Raw genomic sequence first — 15,164 nt, forward strand, 5'->3', positions numbered from 1 at the left:
TAACTGGCGTTAAGCGGTTGATTTAACGTGATCTATGGTACATAACCCGCGGAATACTATTCAATAGTCAGATAGATAGGAGCGGTGGTGGCGCGCTGGAAGGCGTGAAGTACCATGGGAGAGCATTAACCGTCTCAGTGAATAAAAGGATGGAGTTCGCGTGTCTGATATTTCGCGTGACGAGGTCGCGCACTTGGCAAAGCTGTCGCGATTGGCCCTGAGTGAGGAAGAACTGCAGCAGTTCGCTACTCAGATTGATGAGATTGTGGATTCCGTATCCGCAGTCGGCAAGGTCGAAGCGGAAGGTGTGGAGCCGATGTCGCACCCGCACTCCGTTAACGCGCCGATGCGTGAGGACGTCATCGTGCGTACCCTCACCGCCGAGCAGGCTTTGGACCAGGCGCCTGCATCCGAAGACGAGCGCTTCATGGTTCCGCAGATTCTGGGTGGAGGAGACGAGTAAAAATGGCACAGTTTATCGCGCCCGCTGAGGGCTTGACGTCCCTGACCGCCGCCGAGCTTGCGGAGAAGATTCACTCCCGTGAGCTGACCTCCCGCGAGGTAACCCAGGCGTTCCTGGATCGCATTGGTGAAACCAATGATGAGCTCAACGCCTTCTTGCATGTAGGTGCCGAGGAAGCGCTGGCGGCTGCCGACGCCGTCGATAAGGCTCTCGACGCTGGCGAGGAGCCCGCGTCCGCCTTGGCGGGCGTCCCGCTGGCTCTGAAGGACCTGCTGGTTACTACCGACGCCCCGACGACCGCCGCCTCCAAGATGCTCGAAGGCTGGGTCTCGCCTTACGATGCCACCCTCGTTTCCAAGCTCCGCGAGGCCGGCATCCCGATTCTGGGCAAGACGAACCTCGACGAGTTCGCCATGGGTTCCTCCAACGAGAACTCTGCCTTCGGCCCGGCGCACAACCCTTACGACACCGAGCGCACCCCGGGCGGCTCGGGCGGCGGCACTGCCGCGGCGCTGGCCTCCGGCCAAGCTCCGCTGGGCATTGGTACGGATACCGGCGGCTCCATTCGCCAGCCGGCCGCGCTGACCAACACCGTGGGCGTGAAGCCGACCTACGGCACCGTCTCCCGTTATGGGCTTATCGCTGCCGCTAGCTCCCTGGACCAAGCGGGCCCGACTGCCCGCACTGTCCTCGACACGGCGCTGCTCCACGAGATCATCGCGGGCCACGATTCCTTCGATGCAACCTCGGTGGATAAGCCGGTTGCCCCGGTCGTAGCCGCCGCGAAGGAAGGCGCCAAGGGCGACCTGACCGGCGTCAAGGTCGGTCTCATCAAGCAGTTTGAGCGTGACGGCTGGCAGCCGGGCGTTATGGAGGCTTATCACGAGGCCGTTGAGCAGCTGAAGTCTCAGGGCGCCGAGACCGTTGAGGTTGATTGCCCGCACTTCGACGACGCCCTCGCCGCGTACTACCTCATCATGCCGTGTGAGGTGTCCTCCAACCTGGCTCGCTTCGACGGCATGCGCTACGGCCTGCGCGTCGGCGACGATGGCTCCCACTCGGCGGAAGAGGTCATGTCCCTTTCGCGTGCGGCTGGCTTTGGCCCCGAGGTCAAGCGCCGCATCATGCTCGGTACCTACGCATTGTCCGTCGGCTACTACGACGCGTACTACCTGCAGGCCCAGCGCGTGCGTACCCTCATTGCTCAAGATTTCGAGCGCGCCTTTGAGCAGGCCGACGTCTTGGTCTCCCCAACGACTCCTACTACGGCCTTTAAGTTGGGCGAGAAGGTTGAGGACCCGATGGCGATGTACAACTTTGACTTGTGCACGCTGCCGCTCAACCTCGCAGGCCTGTGTGGCATGTCGGTACCGTCCGGACTGGCATCGGACTCCAACCTTCCGACCGGCTTGCAGATCATGGCACCTGCCTTTAAGGACGATCGCCTGTACAAGGTGGGCGCAGCCTACGAGGCAGGCCGCAAGTAGCCAGCCCCAAGGGCACTGACCCCACGACTGTCCTCCCGGTTCTTTGGAGCTGTGGAGGACTTTCGCGTTGTGGGAAGGGAGGTGGCGTCGTTTATTTCGACGCCGCCGTTTAGAAGGGGATGTCGTCGGGGAGGTCATCGCCCTTCGCCTCCGCTTCTTTACTTTCTTTTTCTTTGGCCTTTGCTTTTTGCTTGGCGTTGTATTCGTCGATTTCTTCTTTGAGCTTCTGTGCTTGTTCGCGGACAAACGTGCGGCGGTTGGTAATGTGCTGGCCTACGGTCTGCGCCCACCGTTGCATCTTCGGGGCTAGGGGCCCTTCAGGCTTGGTGATGGTCCACGTACCGTCGTCGAAAAGCCAGACGATGTCCCCGGTATAGGGGTCGAGGAGATAGTGCAGGCGACCGTCTGTCTTCATGTTGTGGTGGCCCTGGCACAGCGAACCCAAGTTGGAGGGGTGGGTGGCGCCTCCCTCGGAATAGTTGTGCCGGTGGTCCATTTGCGAGTGGTAGGCGGGCTTATTACAGCCGCCGACGCGGCAGGTGCCGTCCCTGCCTTCGACTATTTTGCGCATGACTTCCGGACAGACATAGCCTTGTGCAGGCTCTACATCGTCGAAAAGGTCGCGGATGCGGGTATGCGGCATCGGGGCGGAACGCCACCCATGATTCTCGATGAAGGTGGGTGCTCCTTCCACGTCCGTAGCGCGATAGGTGTGGAGGATGACCGTGGCAGGCGGTGTGATTTCTCCGGAGAGAAGCTTCTTTATGGCATCCGTGATGGAGATTCCGTGCGTAGATGCGGTCTTCCGGATGAAGGCGTCGAGCTTGATGCCGGTGTCTTCATCGACGCCAAGCTCAATCCAGGCCTTCGTTCCGTTGCTGGAGAAGGCATAGCTGTCTTTCGGTCTCGTATCCCGATAGGCAATAGTGTCGTCCAGAGAGCGGCAGATGTCACGCATGCGACGCCGAATCTTGTCCACGGTGGGGAAGACTTGATGCGGCTGGTCGGCGGTGAAGTAGTTCACCAACAAGTCGTCGATAAGCGCGAGTGTTTCCACGTCGGGCCCCGCTAAGGCTTGCATCGGCCCGTCTATAGCGATGAGTCCGGCCATATCGAGGAGGTAGTGGGTTTCCTGGAGCCGCTTAAGTTTAGGCAGGCTATCGAGCCGATTGAGTGCTCGCAGTCCAGATTTGATGTAAGCCTCCTTGAGGCCCCATGCGTTCACGAGGCTAAGCGCCACCGTGTCAATATCGGCATCCAGATCTGGCTGTGCTTGGCGCCAGCAATCGTAGTCGGCGCGTCGGACTGCAGCGCGGGCTTGGGCAAGTGGATTGGAAGGGTTGGTGTGGGCGAAAAACTTTAAGTGCTGAGAAGTTGGTGGGCGAGTGGTCGTGCTCATGAATCCCCCGGGTGACATAGTCGAAATGCTGTTCTATTTTCAGACTAGTGGCACGTGGTGAAAATGGCCATACTCTGCGTGTATTTGCAGGGAGTCAGTGTCGCGGTGGGGGTGTCAAGCTTCACTTTAGGTCAGGTGTGCGACTCTGGCGAGTTGGGTGTATGTCTTTGCTGGGTGCTGAAGAGTGGGGGTAGCGTGTCGCAAAATTTCATCCGTTAAACAGTTGGGATGCCGGGCGGGCTGTGTAAATTGGCGTCTACTAAACGGTGTCTATGCTGCGAAAACCCGGCATTAAAAAAATATTTCCACAAGGCTTTACAGAAGGGAAGCGTTAGGTTAGAATCAACTTAGTGATTGCATCTGCTGGGTGCGGATCACACTGTGAGAGAGACAGATAGAACGCCCACGAGTGCCGCCCCTATTATTCGGCACACGCTGGGCGTTCTATTTATGTGGATCTACTTGGCGTCGGAAAGCGCGTAGGCAGCGCCGGCGGATGCTGCGGTCACGGTAAGGACGGCCGGCCATGCCCCGATCTTCTTGGCCAGCGGGTGGGAGAGGCCAAACGCGCCCGTGTACAAGGCGGCCAAGCCCGCGGTGGTGGCGGGAGTAGTCTTGGCCCACCAGCTGCGGCCGGCCCACACTCCGGCGGCAGCGAGGATCACGCCACCCAGTGGGCGGATTCCTGTTTCCTTAGCGGTAACCCACCCGCCGATGAGCCCCAAGGTTACGGTGGTGGCGGTGGAGACGTCCTGCGGTTTCTTAATGTCAATCATTCCCATGCGGACCAGTCTAGGCCCGTGTCCGAAGCGGTGGCTAGACTTCGCTGCATGAATCAACCCACCGTGCTCCCAGCGGAGAGTAACGCCTGGCGCGCCATGGCAGCGCTGTCCCTTGGCTTCTTCGTATCCTTGCTTGATCAGTCGATGATTGCGGTTGCGCTGCCCGGCATCCAGCGGTACTTCGATGCCGGGGTCAACCAGGTGATGTGGGTATCGGCTGTGTATCTGCTTGCTGTGGTGGTGCCACTGTTGTACACCGGCCGGCTGGGAGATATCTACGGGCAGAAGCGTATGTTCCAGCTGGGAGTGGGGCTGTTTGGTGTCGGTGCCGTTTGCTGTGCGCTGGCTCCGAACGTGGAGCTTCTCATCGCGGCGCGTGCGCTGCAAGGCCTCGGTGCGTCAATTCAAATGCCGCAATCCATGGCTGTGATTAACCGAATATTTGTAAGGTCGCGGCGCGGTCGTGCACTAGGCGTATGGGGTATCGTGGGCTCGGTGGCCACGCTGGCGGGTCCGCTCGTGGGCGGCTTCGTAGTAGGCGCTTTCGGGTGGCATGCCGTGTTCTGGGTGCACGTTCCGTTCGTTTTTCTGGCCATTACCTTGGCCGCACGGTGGGTGCCGGAGCTGCCGACGTCCGGCAGGCGAATCGACTACGCCTCCGCAGGCGTGTCCTTTATTGCACTGACGTGTCTCGTCTTCGCGGTGCAGCAGGGCCCAGAGACCGGTTGGCCGTGGTGGATATGGGCATTGCTCGCTTGCGGTGTCGTGGGATTGGTGGTGTTCATCACTCTGCAGGAGCGCAGCCGTGAACCGCTGGTTCCGCTGGTGCTCTTCAGGGATCGAAACTACTCGGTCGGGTCGGTAGCCATCGTGGCGATGGGCTTTATGGCGGCATCGATGATGATCCCTATGATGATGTGGCTGCAAGATGAGCGGGGACTGTCGGCGGGGGATGCCGGGCTGGTTGTCACCCCGATGGCGCTGGTATCGCTGTGCATCTCACCACTGGCTGGAATCTTGGCAGACAAACTCGATCCGCGGCGTCTCGCGCTTTTTGGATTCGGAATCCTGCTCGCCACTTTCATTGGGGCGTGGGCATTAATGCTGAGTGACACTTCAGGGTGGTGGCTGGCGCTGCCGTGCGCCGCACTTGGAGCGGGGCAGTCCTTCATCTGGGGCTCCAACGCGGCGACCACGATGCGGGATACTCCGCCAGAACTCATGGGAGCCGCCTCCGGTGTGTATAACACCTCACGGCAGGTGGGATCGGTGATTGGTGTGGCTGCTGTCTCGGCGGCTCTGCAGGCAGCTGGGGTGGCGAGTTCGCTGTTCGTCATTTTGGCGGCGCTGGCCGTAGGGTTGTGCGCATCCCTATTCTTCACCGACACGCTCCATGGCTGAACCCGTAACTGCGAGACAGCTGGCAACGGGGTAGCTTAGAAAGCATGCGTCTTGCTGTACTGACATCCGGTGGTGATTGCCCCGGTCTGAATGCTGTTATCCGCGCGGTCGTTCGTACCGCATCCAACGAGTTCGGCGATACGGTTGTCGGCTATGAGGACGGCTGGGTTGGCCTCATGGAGGACCGCCGCCGGGACCTCTACGACGATGCAGAGATCGACCGCATTCTGCTGCGCGGCGGCACCATCCTGGGTACCGGCCGCCTGCACCCGGACAAGTTCAAGGCGGGCCTGGACACTATCAAGGCCAACATGGCTGACGCCGGCGTAGATGCTCTTATCGCTATCGGCGGCGAAGGCACCCTGAAGGGCGCTAAGTGGCTGTCTGACAACGGTATTCCGGTCATTGGTGTGCCGAAGACTATTGATAATGACGTCAACGCCACCGACTACACTTTCGGCTTCGATACTGCCGTTTCTGTGGCAACCGACGCGATTGATCGTCTCCACACCACCGCAGAGTCTCACAACCGCATTCTCATCGTGGAGGTCATGGGCCGCCACGTTGGCTGGATCGCCCTGCATGCAGGCATGGCTGGCGGCGCTCACTACACCGTTATCCCCGAGGTGCCGTTCGATATCGCCGATATCACGAAGGCGATGGAGCGCCGCTTCCAGATGGGTGAGAAGTACGGAATCGTCTGTGTGGCCGAGGGTGCGCTGCCCAAGGAAGGCACCATGGACTTCGAAGAGGGCGGCGTGGACCAGTTCGGCCACCAGACCTTCAACGGCATTGGCCAGGTCATCGGTGACGAGATTAAGAAGCGCACGGGCTACGACGTGCGCACGACGGTCTTGGGTCACATCCAGCGTGGTGGCACGCCGACCGCGTACGACCGCGTTCTGGCTACCCGCTACGGTACGCACGCGGCTCGCACAGCCCACAACGGCCAGTCCGGCATGTGCGTAGCACTGCACGGCGAGAACATCGACCTTGTCCCGCTGGAAGATGCCGTGGGCAAGCTCAAGGTTGTCCCGGCGAAGCGCTACTCCAATGCGCAGGCGCTCTTTGGCTAAATAGCCCTCCGTGGGGCACCGCACTAGTCATGACGAACGTGATGGCGTTTTTCGCCGAGCAGCCCATCTTGTTAGTGTTCCTGCTCATTGGCATTGGTATGGCGCTGGGCAGCGTCAAGTCTCGCGGCATCAGTTTGGGTGCCGCGGCGGTGCTCTTTTTGGGGATCGCTTTTTCGGCCGCCGCGCAGGCAGCGGGGGTGGAAGCCTCCGTGCCGCCGATTTTGGGGACCTTGGGGTTGGTTCTCTTCGCCTTCGGTATTGGCAACAACTCGGGCGTGGCGTTCTTTAAGTCGCTCAAAACGGCCACTGGGCCGGTCCTCTCAATGATCGGGGTCTTTCTCGTGGCGGCGGGGTTGGCCTTTGGCGTGGGAAGGTACGTTTTCGACCTGAGCAATGCCACGATTGCTGGCACGTTTGCCGGTGCGGTGACGAATACGCCGGCGTTGGCGGCGGCGTCGGAAAGCACGGGCGATCCAGGCGCGGCCACCGTGGGGTACGCGGTGTCCTACCTCTTCGGTGTCATCGGGATGTTGGCGGCGACGGTGCTGGTGCTGCGCGACGCCGGCAATGACGACGACACCATGTCACCCGTCACTAGGCAGCACATGCAGGTGATGCGGGAAATCTCGATCGCGGAAATCGACAGTATTGGCAACGGTGAGGTGCAGGTCACGCGCCTGCGCCGCGTGGGCAGCAACGAGCTGACCATTCCGAAGTACTTCGACGTGCTGCATCCGGGCGATGTGGTCACTCTGGTGGGTGCTCCCGAGGACCTCGATAACATCTTGGGGAGTGCTGGCAGGGAATCGCCGCAGATTCTGAATGACGATCGCCACGACCTAGACTTCCGCCGCATCACCATCTCCGAGCACGAGTTGGCGGGGAAGACCATCGCGGAGCTGAATAATCAGCTGGCGGATCGCTGGGGGGCGCGTATCTCGCGCGTTCGGCGCGCCGATAACGACCAGGTGGCGATTCCAGAACACGTGGTGGAGCTCGGCGACCGCGTGCGGGTGGTGGGCACCCAGCGGGCGCTGCGGGAAATCTCGACCTTCTTGGGGGATTCCTCGCAGGGATTGACCGACATTAATCCGGTGTCGCTGGGCTTGGGGCTCGCCGTGGGCATCTTTGTGGGGCACATTGATATCCCGCTGCCGGGCGGGAGCTCTTTTAACTTGGGTGCGGCCGCCGGCGTGCTCATCGTGGCGCTGGTGATGGCGCGTATCGGACGCATTGGCTCGACGGTTACCGCGCTTCCGCACTCGGCGAACACGGTCCTGGCGGAGCTGGGGCTGCTCTTGTTCCTCGCCCAGGCGGGCACCAACGCTGGCGGTGAAATTGCGGGGGCCTTTAGCGGCGGTTCCTGGTGGAAGATATTAGTTTTGGGCGCGCTGATCACCACTGTGGTGGCAGCGGGCTTCGCGGTGGTCCTGCGCCGCGTGCTGCGTGTGGGGGCGACGAAGACTGCCGGAGCCCTGGCCGGCGCGCAGACGCAGCCGGCCGTATTGGCGTTCGCTAACAACCGCACAAACACAGATCAGCGCGTGGCACTGGGCTATGCCATGGTGTATCCGGCGGCCATGATTGTAAAGATTCTCATCACCCACGGCATCACGCTGCTGGGCTAGCCGTATGAGCGCGGGGGAGGGCGCGCATACTAAGATGGCATCCATGACTGCTGCGATGTATGACCTGATGGACTACGACGAGGTCCTGGAAAAGTTTGATCCGGTGATGGGCATGGAAGTCCACGTGGAGCTCAATACGGAGACCAAGATGTTCTCCACCTCGCCCACGAACTTCAACGCAGCCCCGAACTCCAACGTGGACCCGGTGTCCCTGGGCCTGCCGGGCGCGCTGCCGGTGGTGAATTCGAAGGGCGTCGAGGGCGCAATTCGCATCGGCCTGGCACTGAACTGCTCCATCGCGGAGTCCTCACGCTTTGCCCGTAAGAACTACTTCTACCCGGACCAGCCGAAGAACTACCAGATCTCCCAGTACGACGAGCCGATTGCTTACGACGGCTACCTGGATGTGGTCCTCGATGACGGCACTGAGTGGCGCGTGGAGATTGAGCGCGCGCACATGGAGGAGGACACCGGCAAGCTGACCCACCTTGGTGGCGCCGACGGCCGCATCCACGGCGCGACTTCTTCGCTGGTGGATTGCAACCGTGCTGGCATTCCGCTGATTGAGATTGTGACCAAGCCGATCATCGGCGCCGGTGAGCGTGCCCCGGAGGTTGCCCGTGCGTACGTGTCCGCGCTGCGTGAGCTAGTGGCGGCGCTCGGCGTGTCCGATGCCCGCATGGATCAGGGCTCGATGCGTGTGGATTCCAACCTGTCGCTGCGCCCGGTGGGCCAGGAGGAGTTTGGCACCCGCACCGAGACCAAGAACATCAACTCGCTGCGCTCGGTGGAGCAGGCGGTGCGCTTCGAGATGCAGCGTCAGGCGCAGGTGCTTGTCGACGGCGGCGTGATCGCCCAGGAGACCCGCCACTACCAGGAGACCGACGGCACCACTTCGAAGGGCCGCCCGAAGGAGACGGCGGAGGACTACCGCTACTTCAACGACCCGGACCTGCCGCCGGTGATTGTCTCCCGCGAGTGGGTAAAAGAGATCCGCCAGACCCTGCCGGAGATGCCGTGGATTCGCCGCGCCCGCATTCAGGAGGAGTGGGGGCTGAAGGACGAGGAGATGCGTGACCTGGTCAATGCCGGCGCGCTCGACCTCATTATTGAGACGGTCGAGGCCGGCACCACCCCGGATGAGGCCCGCTCCTGGTGGGTGTCTTACCTGACGGGCAAGGCCAACGAGGCCGGCGTCGAGCTCTCCGCACTGTCCATCACCCCGGCACAGGTCGCCCGCGTGGTGGAGTTGGTGAAGGAAGGAAAGCTCACCACCAAGCTGGCGCGCAAGGCTGTCGACGGTGTGCTGGAGGGCGAGGGCGACGTCGACGAGGTCGTCGCCAAGCGTGGCCTCGAGGTCGTGCGTGATGACGGTGCCATTGAGAAGGCCGTCGATGAGGCCCTGGCCGCCAACCCGGACATCGTGGAGAAGTACAAGGCCGGCAACAAGAAGGTCACCGGGGCCATTGTCGGCGCGGTCATGAAGGCCACCCAGGGTAAGGCGGACCCGGGTCAGGTGAACAAGCTCATCGCTAAGAAGCTCTCCTAGTTGGAAAGGATTTCCGTTATGCGAGGTCAGGCGGCTGCGGGGTACCGTGGTCGCCATGACCATTAAAGCGAAAGCACTTCAAAAGACCGGCCCCACCGAGCCCTTCAAGGTTGTGACCATTGAGCGTCGCGACCCGCGCGCGGACGATGTTGTCATCGACATCAAGGCGGCCGGCATCTGCCACTCGGATATTCACACCATCCGCAACGAGTGGGGAGAGGCGCACTTCCCGCTCACCGTCGGCCACGAGATTGCCGGCGTAGTCTCCGCGGTGGGGGAGAACGTCACCAAGTTCCAAGTCGGCGACCGCGTGGGCGTTGGCTGCATGGTGAACTCCTGCGGCGAATGCGAGCAGTGCCAGGCCGGCATGGAGCAGAACTGCCTCAACGGCAACGTGGGCACCTACAACTCGAAGGACGTGGACGGCACCATCACGCAGGGCGGATACGCCGAGAAGGTCGTTGTCAACGAGAACTTCGTACTGCACATCCCAGACTCCCTCGATTTCGACGTGGCGGCACCGTTGCTCTGCGCGGGTATCACCACCTACTCGCCGCTGGCTCGCTGGGACGTCAAGGAAGGCCAGAAGGTTGCCATCGTGGGCCTCGGCGGACTGGGGCACATGGGCGTGCAGATTGCCGCCGCCAAGGGCGCGGAGGTCACCGTGATTTCCCGCACCTCCCGCAAGGCGGAGGACGCCGCGAAGCTGGGCGCTGCCCGTTCGCTGGCCACCACCGAGGAAGAGGACTTCTTCAACAACCACCGCGGTGAGTTCGACCTCATCCTGTCCACCATTTCGGCCGAGTATGACCTTGGAGACTACCTGGGCCTGCTCAAGCCGCGCGGCATCATGTCTGTCGTGGGCCTGCCGCCGGAGGCCCTCCCGCTGCACCTGCGCAGCATCGTCGGCGGCGGCAAGGTGCTCACCGGCAACAACATCGGTGGCATCGCGGAGACCCAGGAGATGCTGGACTTCTGTGCGGAGCACAACCTGGGTGCGGTCATTGAGAAGGTCGGCGTCGACGAGGTAGACGCAGCCTATGACCGCGTGGTGGCCGGTGACGTGAAGTTCCGCTTCGTCATCGACACCGAAACTTTCGCATCACACTCCTAAGATAGAGTGATGCCGTTCATGGCCGGCTGTGATTCTGAGCAATTTCTCGGCCGTGAACAATGCGTTTTCCGTGTGAAACAGCGTAGCGTGAGATAAGTACCGCGCCATGGTTAGACACCGTGGCGCGTTTTATCTGTCAGACGACTATCGGTAGGAAAACGTGTCTATAAAAAACGTCGTGGGCATTGCCCTGTCCTTCATTGGCCTACTCGTGGGAGCGGGTTTCGCCACCGGGCAGGAAGTTGTCCAGTATTTTACGTCCTTTGGTATTCCCGGCATCTGGGGAATCGTCGTAGCCGGCTTGGTCATGACCCTGGCCGGCACGGTGTTCCTCCAGCTCGGTAGCTACTTCCACGCCAGCGAGCACAACCAGGTGTTCCGCAACATCACCCACCCCATCATCTCCCGCATCTTGGACGTGGCGGTGGTGCTCACCCTCTTCGCGGTCGGCTTCGTCATGCTGGCCGGCGCGGGCTCCAACATGCAGCAGCAGTTCGGCTGGCCGGCGTGGGTCGGCTCCCTGCTCATGCTGGTGCTCGTTATGGTGACCGGCATGATGGACGTGGACAAGGTCTCCCAGGTCATCGGCATGCTGACGCCGACCATCATCATCGCGGTGCTCTTTGTGGGCGGCTACACGCTGATGCACATGCCGGAGAGCGCCTCCGCTGCCATTGACGCCTCCGCGGCTATCGATTCTCCGATCTCGAACTGGCTGGTCTCCGCCCTGAACTACAACGGTCTGGCACTCATCCTGGCGGTGTCCATGTCCCTGGTGATCGGCGGCGACAACATCAGCCCGCGCGAGGCCGGCTGGGGCGGCGTCGTGGGTGGCGCGGTGTACGCCATCCTCATGGGCATTGCCGGCTTCGCTCTGCTCATGAATGCAGAGTCCCTCGGTGATTCCGATATTCCGATGCTCACCCTGGTGGACCGCATTCACCCGACGCTGGGCCTCATCATGGCCGTCATCATCTACCTGATGATCTTTAACACCGCTATCGGTATGTTCTACGCCCTGGGCAAGCGCCTGTCCTCCGGCAACGAGTCCAAGTACCGCATCATCTTTATCGCCGGCTGTCTGGCAGGCTTCGCGGTGTCCTTCGCCGGCTTCAAGGCGCTGATGCAGTACGTCTACCCGGTGCTGGGCTACATGGGCATCGTGCTCGTGGTCATTCTCGTCGTGGGCTGGCTGCGTTCCCTGGGCCAGATCAAGGACGAGGGCCTGCGCCGCGAGCGCATCCGTGCGCTGCTGCACCTCAAGCTGCACCCGGATGAGGACTACGATGCCGAGCGCTACGACGATGAGATTGGCCAGCAGATCGCCGATTCCAACATGGACGATAAGGCCCTCTTCGAGGACCTCGTCACGGAGGTCGTGGACGAGCTGCACGAGGACGACGAGGTGGACTTCGACAAGGAAGACTGGGAAGAAAACCGCAACGACCACTCCTACTACACCGAGCGCGACGCCGTGGAGCAGGACCGCAGCGAAGAAGAAATCAAGGCGTGGGTGGAAGAGACCGACGCCGTGGGTGATCCCAGCGAGGACGAGCCGCTGGACGACGCCGCGCAGGACACCACCAAGCGCTCTTAAACTCGCTGCCTAGTTGCCCAATTGGCTAATGCAGCAGCAGGTTGGCCGTCAGCGCGAGCATGACGCAGCCGATGACGACGTTGACCACGCGCCACGTCGTCGGCTTGGCCAGCACGCGCGAGAGCTTGTAGGCGCCGAAGCCGAGGGCCGGGAACCAGACGGCGCTCGCAGCAATGGCGCCGGCGGCGAAGACCCAGCGCTGGTCCCCGTAGTGGTTGGCAATGCCGCCCAGCATGACCAGCGCGTCCACGTAGGCCAAGGGGTTGAGCCAGGTCAGGGCCAGGGCGGTGAGGACGGGCTTGACCCAGGTGCGGGACTTGGTGCGGGTGAGCACGGTCCCACCGGGGGCGGGGGTGCTCGACGTGGGGGACTTCTCGTGGACCACGAGAGCTTCCTGCTCCTTCTTGAAGGCGTCGCGGAAGCACGTGAAGCCGAAGTAGAGCAGGTAGGCCGCGCCTAGATACTTGATGACCACGAGTACGGTGGGGAAGCGCTCCACCAAGAAGCCGACGCCGGCGGTGCCGGCGTTGATCAGTATGACGTCGGAAAGCAGGCACGCCAGCAGGATGGGGCCGACGTGATCGCGCTTGATGCCCATCTTGATGATGTAGGCGTTCTGGGGGCCGATCGCGATGATGAGGGATAGGCCCAGGGAGAATCCCGCGAGGAGAACAGAAACTACGGACATGTCCACAAGTGTGCGGTTTCAGCGCTATGAAGTCCAGTTAACGGTTCTACAGTTGGGTTAAAACAGCTTCATGAACCCGCTGCATACTGAAACTCTGCTGGCCATCGTGGATGAGGGCTCCTTCGAGGCCGCAGCCACTGTGTTGGGAATCACCCCATCTGCGGTCAGCCAACGCATCAAGGCGCTGGAGGTGTCCACCGGCCGCATCCTCCTGCGGCGCGGAAACCCTGTGACCGTAACGGAGGCCGGGGAGATCGTGGCCCAGGCGGCGCGACGCATGGCGCTGGTGCAGGCGGAGGCGGACGCACGCCTCACCGCGCGGCTTTCCCGCGTGCCCCTGACCCTGGCGGTCAACTCCGATTCGCTGGCCACGTGGTTCCAGCCCGTGATCAAATCCACCGCTGAGCGCGGGGAGGCGGCACTGCGCATCCGCGTCGAGGACGAGGCGCGCACCCTTGCCATGCTGCGGCGCGGCGACGTGTTGGGGGCGGTCACCCGCGAGCACGCTCCGGTCTCCGGCTGTGAGTCCACTTATGTGGGAACTACGCGCTACTTTGCGGTGGCCGCGCCGCACCTAGCGGCGGAGTTCGAGGACTGGGAAACGCTGCCGCTTGTGGGCTTTGGCCCCAACGACGCCACCCTGGATGACGCCATGCGGGAGCGCTTCATCGACTCTAGGGTGCTGCGCGCCAAGGTCTCGCAGATTCCCTCCTCGGAGTCCTACGTGGACGCGGTGCGCTACGGGCTGGGCTGGGGGCTGGTGCCGCGGCTGCAGGCGCAGCCTTTGCTGGACGCCGGGGAGCTAGTGCTTCTCGACGATTTCCCGCTCGACATCGACCTCTACTGGCAGCGCTGGCGCCTGGAATCGGAAATACTAGCCAGCCTTACTGCGGACGTCCTTGCTGCTGGGCGCTCAATGCTGGCACAACGTTCTTGACCTCTTCGCCCTCCGGGATGGGGCCCGGCAGCGTCGTGCCTGCGGCAAAGGGGGAGCCGCCGAAGCGGGAGCGATCGTGCGGTAGGGCCAGCCAGGACATATCGGGGCCGACGGGGACAATGCCGGTGGGATTGATCTCGCGGTGCACCATGAAATAGTGCTGCTTGCTCTCCGTAAAGTCCGTGGTGTCCCCGAAGCCGGGGAGTTGGAAGAGCTCCTGGAGGTAGCCGCGGATATTGGGCAGCTCGGAGGTCTTGTGCCGGGAGCACTTGAAGTGGGAGTAGTAGACGGGATCGAAACGGATGAGCGTGGCGTAGAGGCGGATGTCTGTCTCGGTGATGTGTTCGCCCACCATGTAGCGCCGGCGTCCTAGTCGGTCCTCCACCCAGTCCAGGGCCTCCCACAGCTCGCCGTAGGCTTCCTCGTAGGCGTCCTGGGATGCGGCGAAGCCGCAGCGGTACACGCCGTTGTTGATGGCGTGGAAGAGGTAATCGTTGACCTCGTCGATCTCCGCCGCGTGTTCGGCGGGGTAGAGGTTGGGGGCGCCGTCGCGGTGGTAGGGCGTCCACTCGGTGATGAAGTCCCTGACCAAGAGGTTGTAGTCGTTCGTGACTACCTGGGTGGAGGGGACGTCGACAATAGCGGGCACCGTAATACCGCGGGAGTAGTCGGGGAAGCGGTTGAGGTAGGCCTCCTGCAGGCGCGGGATGCCGAGCACCGGATCTACCCCGCCGGCGTCGAGGTCGAAGCGCCAGGAGCGGACGTCGTGGGTCGGCCCGGCCAGTCCCAAGGAGATCGTGTCTTCTAGGCCCATGAGGCGGCGGGTGATCACGGCGCGGTGCGCCCACGGACAAGCGCGGGCGGCAATCAGCCGGTAGCGGCCTGCCTCCATCGGCCACTGCGTGGTGTCGTCCTGGGAGAAGCGATCTTGGATGTAGGTGGTATCGCGGACAAACTCTCCGTCATCGGAGGCATTGTGGGCGTCGCCGGCCCAGTCATCGTCGTGTGTGCTCATGGCGTGCTCCATCCCTCCGTTTGTATAC

The 15,164-nt window shown here is 62.2% G+C and carries 13 protein-coding genes; 9 read left to right on the forward strand and 4 right to left on the reverse strand.

The window, feature by feature from the left end; translation table 11 throughout:
- Positions 1-160: 160 nt before the first annotated feature.
- Together gatC and gatA are read left to right on the forward strand one after the other, a co-directional pair.
- A complete protein-coding gene (gatC, locus tag ACKFR8_RS01885; RefSeq protein ID WP_296132676.1) occupies positions 161-463 on the forward strand; it encodes an Asp-tRNA(Asn)/Glu-tRNA(Gln) amidotransferase subunit GatC in 303 nt (100 codons plus the stop codon).
- A 2-nt stretch (positions 464-465) separates the two neighbouring features.
- Positions 466-1,950: an Asp-tRNA(Asn)/Glu-tRNA(Gln) amidotransferase subunit GatA gene (gene gatA / locus ACKFR8_RS01890; RefSeq protein ID WP_296132674.1), complete on the forward strand. Its 1,485-nt coding sequence runs from the start codon at positions 466-468 to the stop codon at positions 1,948-1,950.
- Between the two features lie 109 nt (positions 1,951-2,059).
- Here gatA and ACKFR8_RS01895 read toward each other — a convergent pair whose 3' ends face one another.
- Complete coding sequence (locus ACKFR8_RS01895) at positions 2,060-3,349, reverse strand: HNH endonuclease signature motif containing protein (RefSeq protein ID WP_408930442.1); 1,290 nt, start codon at positions 3,347-3,349, stop codon at positions 2,060-2,062.
- Between the two features lie 458 nt (positions 3,350-3,807).
- Positions 3,808-4,131: a hypothetical protein gene (locus tag ACKFR8_RS01900; RefSeq protein WP_296132671.1), complete on the reverse strand. Its 324-nt coding sequence runs from the start codon at positions 4,129-4,131 to the stop codon at positions 3,808-3,810.
- Between the two features lie 48 nt (positions 4,132-4,179).
- Here ACKFR8_RS01900 and ACKFR8_RS01905 point away from each other — a divergent pair, with 48 nt between their 5' ends.
- From ACKFR8_RS01905 to ACKFR8_RS01930, 6 genes are all read left to right on the forward strand, one after another.
- A complete protein-coding gene (locus ACKFR8_RS01905; RefSeq protein WP_408930443.1) occupies positions 4,180-5,532 on the forward strand; it encodes a DHA2 family efflux MFS transporter permease subunit in 1,353 nt (450 codons plus the stop codon).
- 44 nt (positions 5,533-5,576) lie between these two features.
- Positions 5,577-6,608 carry a 6-phosphofructokinase gene (locus tag ACKFR8_RS01910; protein WP_408930444.1) on the forward strand — a complete coding sequence of 344 codons (1,032 nt, stop codon included), beginning with the start codon at positions 5,577-5,579 and terminating at the stop codon, positions 6,606-6,608.
- Between the two features lie 29 nt (positions 6,609-6,637).
- On the forward strand, positions 6,638-8,236 hold the full coding sequence (locus ACKFR8_RS01915; RefSeq protein ID WP_408930445.1) for an aspartate:alanine exchanger family transporter: 1,599 nt from the start codon (positions 6,638-6,640) through the stop codon (positions 8,234-8,236).
- A 43-nt stretch (positions 8,237-8,279) separates the two neighbouring features.
- The gene (gatB, locus tag ACKFR8_RS01920; protein WP_408930446.1) at positions 8,280-9,785 is read left to right on the forward strand and encodes an Asp-tRNA(Asn)/Glu-tRNA(Gln) amidotransferase subunit GatB; all 1,506 of its coding nucleotides are present in this window, start codon (positions 8,280-8,282) and stop codon (positions 9,783-9,785) included.
- 55 nt (positions 9,786-9,840) lie between these two features.
- Entirely contained in the window at positions 9,841-10,899 is a 1,059-nt protein-coding gene (locus tag ACKFR8_RS01925; RefSeq protein ID WP_408930447.1) for an NAD(P)-dependent alcohol dehydrogenase, read from the forward strand.
- Between the two features lie 160 nt (positions 10,900-11,059).
- Complete coding sequence (locus tag ACKFR8_RS01930) at positions 11,060-12,496, forward strand: YkvI family membrane protein (RefSeq protein WP_408930448.1); 1,437 nt, start codon at positions 11,060-11,062, stop codon at positions 12,494-12,496.
- Positions 12,497-12,521: 25 nt separating this feature from the next.
- Here the strand turns inward: ACKFR8_RS01930 and ACKFR8_RS01935 are convergent, their stop codons facing one another.
- A complete protein-coding gene (locus tag ACKFR8_RS01935; RefSeq protein ID WP_408930449.1) occupies positions 12,522-13,184 on the reverse strand; it encodes a LysE/ArgO family amino acid transporter in 663 nt (220 codons plus the stop codon).
- Between the two features lie 70 nt (positions 13,185-13,254).
- Here ACKFR8_RS01935 and ACKFR8_RS01940 point away from each other — a divergent pair, with 70 nt between their 5' ends.
- Positions 13,255-14,121, forward strand: coding sequence for a LysR family transcriptional regulator ArgP (locus ACKFR8_RS01940; RefSeq protein ID WP_408930450.1), 867 nt, complete (start codon positions 13,255-13,257; stop codon positions 14,119-14,121).
- Here ACKFR8_RS01940 and ACKFR8_RS01945 read toward each other — a convergent pair.
- Positions 14,069-15,136 (reverse strand): glutathione S-transferase family protein, encoded by a 1,068-nt coding sequence (locus tag ACKFR8_RS01945; protein WP_408930451.1) that lies wholly within the window; start codon positions 15,134-15,136, stop codon positions 14,069-14,071. The genes ACKFR8_RS01940 and ACKFR8_RS01945 overlap by 53 nt on opposite strands.
- Between the last annotated feature and the right edge of the window lie 28 nt (positions 15,137-15,164).

Origin of the sequence: Corynebacterium axilliensis, from assembly GCF_046097495.1 — a bacterium.
Lineage (GTDB): Bacteria > Actinomycetota > Actinomycetes > Mycobacteriales > Mycobacteriaceae > Corynebacterium.

Bases quoted from the DNA above. Each gene is read 5' to 3' on its own strand.
- gatA (WP_296132674.1), top strand. From the start codon at position 466: ATGGCACAGTTTATCGCGCCCGCTGAGGGCTTGACGTCCCTGACCGCC.
- ACKFR8_RS01895 (WP_408930442.1), bottom strand. From the start codon at position 3,349: ATGAGCACGACCACTCGCCCACCAACTTCTCAGCACTTAAAGTTTTTC.
- ACKFR8_RS01900 (WP_296132671.1), bottom strand. From the start codon at position 4,131: ATGGGAATGATTGACATTAAGAAACCGCAGGACGTCTCCACCGCCACC.
- ACKFR8_RS01905 (WP_408930443.1), top strand. From the start codon at position 4,180: ATGAATCAACCCACCGTGCTCCCAGCGGAGAGTAACGCCTGGCGCGCC.
- ACKFR8_RS01910 (WP_408930444.1), top strand. From the start codon at position 5,577: ATGCGTCTTGCTGTACTGACATCCGGTGGTGATTGCCCCGGTCTGAAT.
- ACKFR8_RS01915 (WP_408930445.1), top strand. From the start codon at position 6,638: ATGACGAACGTGATGGCGTTTTTCGCCGAGCAGCCCATCTTGTTAGTG.
- gatB (WP_408930446.1), top strand. From the start codon at position 8,280: ATGACTGCTGCGATGTATGACCTGATGGACTACGACGAGGTCCTGGAA.
- ACKFR8_RS01925 (WP_408930447.1), top strand. From the start codon at position 9,841: ATGACCATTAAAGCGAAAGCACTTCAAAAGACCGGCCCCACCGAGCCC.
- ACKFR8_RS01935 (WP_408930449.1), bottom strand. From the start codon at position 13,184: ATGTCCGTAGTTTCTGTTCTCCTCGCGGGATTCTCCCTGGGCCTATCC.
- ACKFR8_RS01940 (WP_408930450.1), top strand. From the start codon at position 13,255: ATGAACCCGCTGCATACTGAAACTCTGCTGGCCATCGTGGATGAGGGC.
- ACKFR8_RS01945 (WP_408930451.1), bottom strand. From the start codon at position 15,136: ATGAGCACACACGACGATGACTGGGCCGGCGACGCCCACAATGCCTCC.